General features: G+C 60.9%; 4 protein-coding genes. All 4 read left to right on the top strand.

Annotated elements, in window-relative coordinates:
* Positions 1-1,312 (top strand): serralysin family metalloprotease (locus DBR24_RS18345; RefSeq protein ID WP_256591617.1); only part of this gene is annotated, 1,312 nt, incomplete at its 5' end.
* Between the two features lie 92 nt (positions 1,313-1,404).
* Positions 1,405-1,827 (top strand): AprI/Inh family metalloprotease inhibitor, encoded by a 423-nt coding sequence (locus tag DBR24_RS18340; protein ID WP_158277043.1) that lies wholly within the window; start codon positions 1,405-1,407, stop codon positions 1,825-1,827.
* 211 nt (positions 1,828-2,038) lie between these two features.
* The gene (locus DBR24_RS18335; protein ID WP_128615449.1) at positions 2,039-3,814 is read left to right on the top strand and encodes a type I secretion system permease/ATPase; all 1,776 of its coding nucleotides are present in this window, start codon (positions 2,039-2,041) and stop codon (positions 3,812-3,814) included.
* Positions 3,815-3,825: 11 nt separating this feature from the next.
* Positions 3,826-4,652, top strand: an 827-nt coding sequence (locus tag DBR24_RS32765) for a biotin/lipoyl-binding protein (RefSeq protein WP_371921320.1), incomplete at its 3' end; no start/stop codon positions are given.

The following is a 4,652-nucleotide window of genomic DNA, read 5'->3' as shown; positions in this document are numbered from 1 at the left end:
TGGCAAACCCTCCTTCTCGGTGGATCACGCCGCTACCCAACTGTTGCGGGACGGTGCTTCCTGGCACGACCTCAACAACAGCGGCAAGATCGAACTGACCTACACCTTTTTGACGGCCAAAACCGCCAACTTCAGCGGCCTGGGCGTCACCGGTTTCAGTCAGTTCAGCGCCCTGCAGAAAGCCCAGGCCGTGCTCGCCATGCAATCCTGGGCGGATGTTGCCAACGTGACATTCACCGAAGCTGCCCGTGGTGGCGACGGTCACATGACCTTCGGTAACTACAGCGGCGGCCAGGACGGTGCAGCAGCGTTTGCCTTCCTGCCAGGCACCGAGCCAGGCTATGACGGTCAGTCCTGGTACCTGACCGGCAGTGGCTACGACGTTAACAAGACACCGGGCCTGAACAATTACGGGCGTCAGACCCTGACGCACGAAATCGGCCACACCTTGGGCCTGTCTCACCCTGGCGACTACAACGCCGGCGAAGGCAACCCGACTTACAAGGATGCTTCCTACGGGCAAGACACCCGCGGTTACAGCCTTATGAGTTACTGGAGTGAAAGCAACACCAATCAGAACTTCAGCAAGGGCGGGGTAGAAGCCTACGCGTCCGGCCCGCTGATGGACGACATCGCGGCGATTCAGAAGCTCTACGGTGCCAACACCACCACCCGTACCGGTGACACCACCTACGGTTTCAACTCCAACACCGGTCGCGACTTCCTCAGTGCTTCGTCGTCGAGCGACAAACTCGTGTTCTCGGTATGGGACGCGGGCGGCAAGGACACCCTGGACTTCTCCGGGTTCACCCAGAACCAGAAGATCAACCTCAATGATGCCTCGTTCTCCGACGTTGGCGGCATGGTGGGTAACGTGTCCATCGCCAAAGGCGCGATCATCGAGAACGCCATCGGCGGTTCGGGCAACGACCTGCTGATCGGCAACAGCGTGGCCAACGAGCTCAAGGGCGGTGCCGGCAACGACATCCTCTACGGGGCTGGCGGTGCCGACAAGCTGTGGGGCGGCGCAGGTTCGGACACCTTCGTGTTCGCGGCCAGCTCCGACTCCAAGCCGGGTGCGATTGATCAGATCCTCGACTTCGTCAGCGGTCTGGACAAAATCGACCTGACCGGCATCACCAACGGCGCCGGCCTGCACTTCGTCAGCGCCTTCACCGGTGCGGCGGGCGATGCCGTGTTGACCTCGTCGGGCGGCAACAGCCTGCTGTCGGTGGACTTCTCCGGGCACGGCGTGGCCGACTTCCAGGTCAGCACCGTGGGCCAGGCAGTTACCAGCGACATCGTGGCGTGATGTAACAGGGAAAGCGGCGCGTCATGCGCCGCTTTCTTTACTTGCATCGGTTGGATCTGTAGGCAAGGCTACGCGCCGGAGCGAATATTCCCATGATCAGTAAAGCTTTTACCTACAAGGCAGTGGCGTGGCTTTCCGCGGCGTTCATCATGATTTCTGGAGAAACAAGTATGGCAAGCAGCCTCAGACTCGAAGATCCCTCGGTATTTGCCGGGCAATGGCAGGCGACGCTGACGGCGCGCGAAGATGCGCCGCAGGCGCAGACCCTGCAGGACAAACCCTCGAACACGTGCGTCATCGAGCTGGAGGCCAATCAGACCCTGGGCAAAGGTGCCGACTGCCTGGGCGCATGGCTTGAGCAAACACCCATCGGCTGGTTTCCCGAGCCCGATGGCCTGTCGGTCACCGGTAAGGAAGGCTCAAGAATCCAGTTTTTCAGCCGACAACGTGATGGGCTTTATCTGACGACTTTGAAATCAGGCTTGGTGATTACGCTTGAGCGCTCGGCGCAATAGTCTTGATCAGGCAGCGCATGAAAGGGTTTTAATATAAAGCGTCAATGAAAGGTTATAAGCCGCGATGTTCATGGCAACTGCGCCGCATTAAATAGCGCTAGTTGTTATGAAAGTGTAAGCGGCCACCGGCAAAGAAAGCGCCGACTGTGTGCGGTTAATTAATTTGAAGTCTCGTCAAAGACTGGCGAGAGATATCTCTCAGGAATAATCAATGAAGATGGCGAAGGCCCCAGCCACCGCTCCCCTCATCAAGGCATTGGGTGACTATAAAAGCATTCTGATCAGCGTCGGTTGCTTTACCGCACTGATTAACGTGCTGATGCTGGTGCCCTCCATTTATATGCTTCAGGTGTATGACCGGGTACTGTCGTCGCAGAACGAAACCACCCTGGCGATGCTGTCGCTGATGGTCGTTGGTTTCTTTGCCTTTATCGGCCTGCTCGAGGTAATCCGCAGCTTCATCGTCATCCGCATCGGTAGCCAACTGGAGCGCCGTTTCAACCTGCGGGTCTATCAGGCCGCGTTCGAGCGCAACCTGTTCAAGGGCGAGGGCAATGCCGGGCAGTCGCTGGGCGACCTGACCCACATCCGCCAGTTCGTCACCGGGCCGGCGCTGTTTGCGTTTTTCGACGCGCCGTGGTTCCCGGTCTATCTGTTCGTGATTTACCTGTTCAACGTCTGGCTCGGCGTCCTCGCCACGGCGGGCGCGCTGCTGCTGATCGCGCTGGCGTGCCTCAACGAATACATGACCAAAAAGCCGTTGGGCGATGCCGCCGGTTTTTCGCAGAAATCCAGTCAACTGGCGACCAGTCATTTGCATAACGCCGAAACCATTCAGGCAATGGGCATGCTTGGTTCGCTGCGCAAGCGCTGGTTCCAGGTGCACTCGCGTTTCCTCGGCCTGCAGAATCAGGCCAGTGACACCGGGGCAGTGATCAGCTCGATGAGTAAAACCCTGCGCCTGTGCCTGCAATCGCTGGTGCTGGGGCTGGGTGCGTTGCTGGTGATCAAGGGCGACATGACCGCCGGGATGATGATCGCCGGTTCCATTCTGATGGGCCGCGTTCTGAGCCCGATCGACCAGTTGATCGCCGTGTGGAAACAGTGGAGCGGGGCGAAGCTGGCGTATCGCCGTCTCGACGCCTTGCTGCAAGCGTTTCCACCGAGCGACGAAGCGATGGCGTTGCCGGCGCCGAAAGGGCAGATCACCTTCGAGCAAGTCAGCGCGGGCCCACCGGGGCAACGTGCAGCGACCTTGCACATGGTCAATTTCCATCTGGGTGCCGGTGAAGTGCTGGGTGTGCTTGGGGCTTCCGGCTCCGGCAAGTCGACGCTGGCCCGAGTCCTCGTCGGCGTGTGGCCGACCCTCGGCGGCATCGTGCGCCTGGACGGCGCCGACATCCATCGCTGGAACCGCGACCAGCTCGGTCCGTACATCGGCTACCTGCCGCAGGACATCGAACTGTTCAGCGGCAGCATCGCCGAGAACATTGCGCGGTTCAGCGAGGCCGACCCGCAGAAAGTGGTGGCGGCCGCACAACAGGCCGGCGTCCACGAGATGATCCTGCGTCTGCCGCAGGGCTACGACACACAACTGGGCGAGGACGGCAGCGGTCTGTCCGGCGGCCAGAAGCAGCGCGTGGCCCTGGCCCGCGCGATGTACGGCACGCCGAGCCTGGTGGTGCTGGACGAGCCGAACTCCAACCTCGACACCGTCGGCGAAGCCGCCCTGGCCAGCGCCATCGCCCAGCTCAAGGTCCAGGGCACCACGGTGGTGCTGGTGACGCACCGTTCTTCGGTGCTGGCCCAGGCCGACAAGTTGCTGGTACTCAACGAGGGTCGTTTGCAGGCCTTCGGTCAGAGTCAGGAAGTGCTCAAGGCGCTGTCCGGCCAGCAGGAGCAACAACGTGAGAAAGCTGCACAAGCACCGGGCGGGCTCAGCATGAACCGGCAGTACCAGCCCTCGACAAGGAATTCGGGTGTATGAGCAGCGCCAGCATGAACACTGAAAACGAAGCGAACATGGAACACGCCTACATCACTGAACTCCCGGAGCGCGACGCGAAGTTTTTCGCCCGCATGGGCTGGATTCTGGCCATCGTCGGCGCCGGCAGCTTCTTCACCTGGGCGGCATTGGCGCCGCTGGATCAGGGGATTCCGGTGCAGGGCACCGTGGTGGTGACAGGCAAACGCAAAGCCGTGCAGTCAATGAGCAGCGGTGTGGTCAGCCGCATTCTGGTGCGCGAAGGCGAGATCGTGAAACAGGGGCAACCGCTGTTTCGTCTCGACCAGACCCAGGTTGCGGCTGACGTGCAATCGCTGCAAGCGCAATACCGCATGGCCTGGGCCAGCCTGGCGCGTTGGCAGGCCGAGCGTGACAACCTCAAGCAAGTGACCTTTCCGGCCGAACTGAGCAGAGATCCGGACCCGCGTCTGGCCCTGGTGCTCGAAGGCCAGCGTCAACTGTTCAGCAGCCGCCGCGAAGCGTTCTACCGCGAGCAGGCCGGGTTGCGCGCCAGCATCGAAGGCGCCACCGCGCAACTGGCCGGCATGCGCCGTGCGCGCACTGATCTCAATGCTCAGGCCGACTCACTGCAGCAACAGCTGAGCAACCTGCAGCCGCTGGCAGACAACGGCTACATCCCGCGCAACCGTTTGATGGAATATCAGCGTCAATTGTCGCAAGTGCAGCAGCAACTGGCGGAGAACACCGGGGAAAGCGGCCGTGTGGAGCAGGGCATCCTCGAATCGCGGCTGAAACTGCAACAGCACGGCGAGGAATATCAGAAGGAAGTACGCACGCAACTGGCCGATGCCCAGTTGAA

Origin of the sequence: Pseudomonas sp. HMWF006 (genome assembly GCF_003061205.1) — a bacterium.
GTDB lineage: Bacteria > Pseudomonadota > Gammaproteobacteria > Pseudomonadales > Pseudomonadaceae > Aquipseudomonas > Aquipseudomonas monsensis.
Note: the sequence above shows the minus strand (reverse complement) of the source record. Positions and strands in the feature narration are given on the sequence as shown.

Excerpts from the sequence above, each read along its gene's own strand:
- DBR24_RS18335 (WP_128615449.1), top strand. The coding sequence starts at position 2,039 with ATGAAGATGGCGAAGGCCCCAGCCACCGCTCCCCTCATCAAGGCATTG.
- DBR24_RS18340 (WP_158277043.1), top strand. The coding sequence starts at position 1,405 with ATGATCAGTAAAGCTTTTACCTACAAGGCAGTGGCGTGGCTTTCCGCG.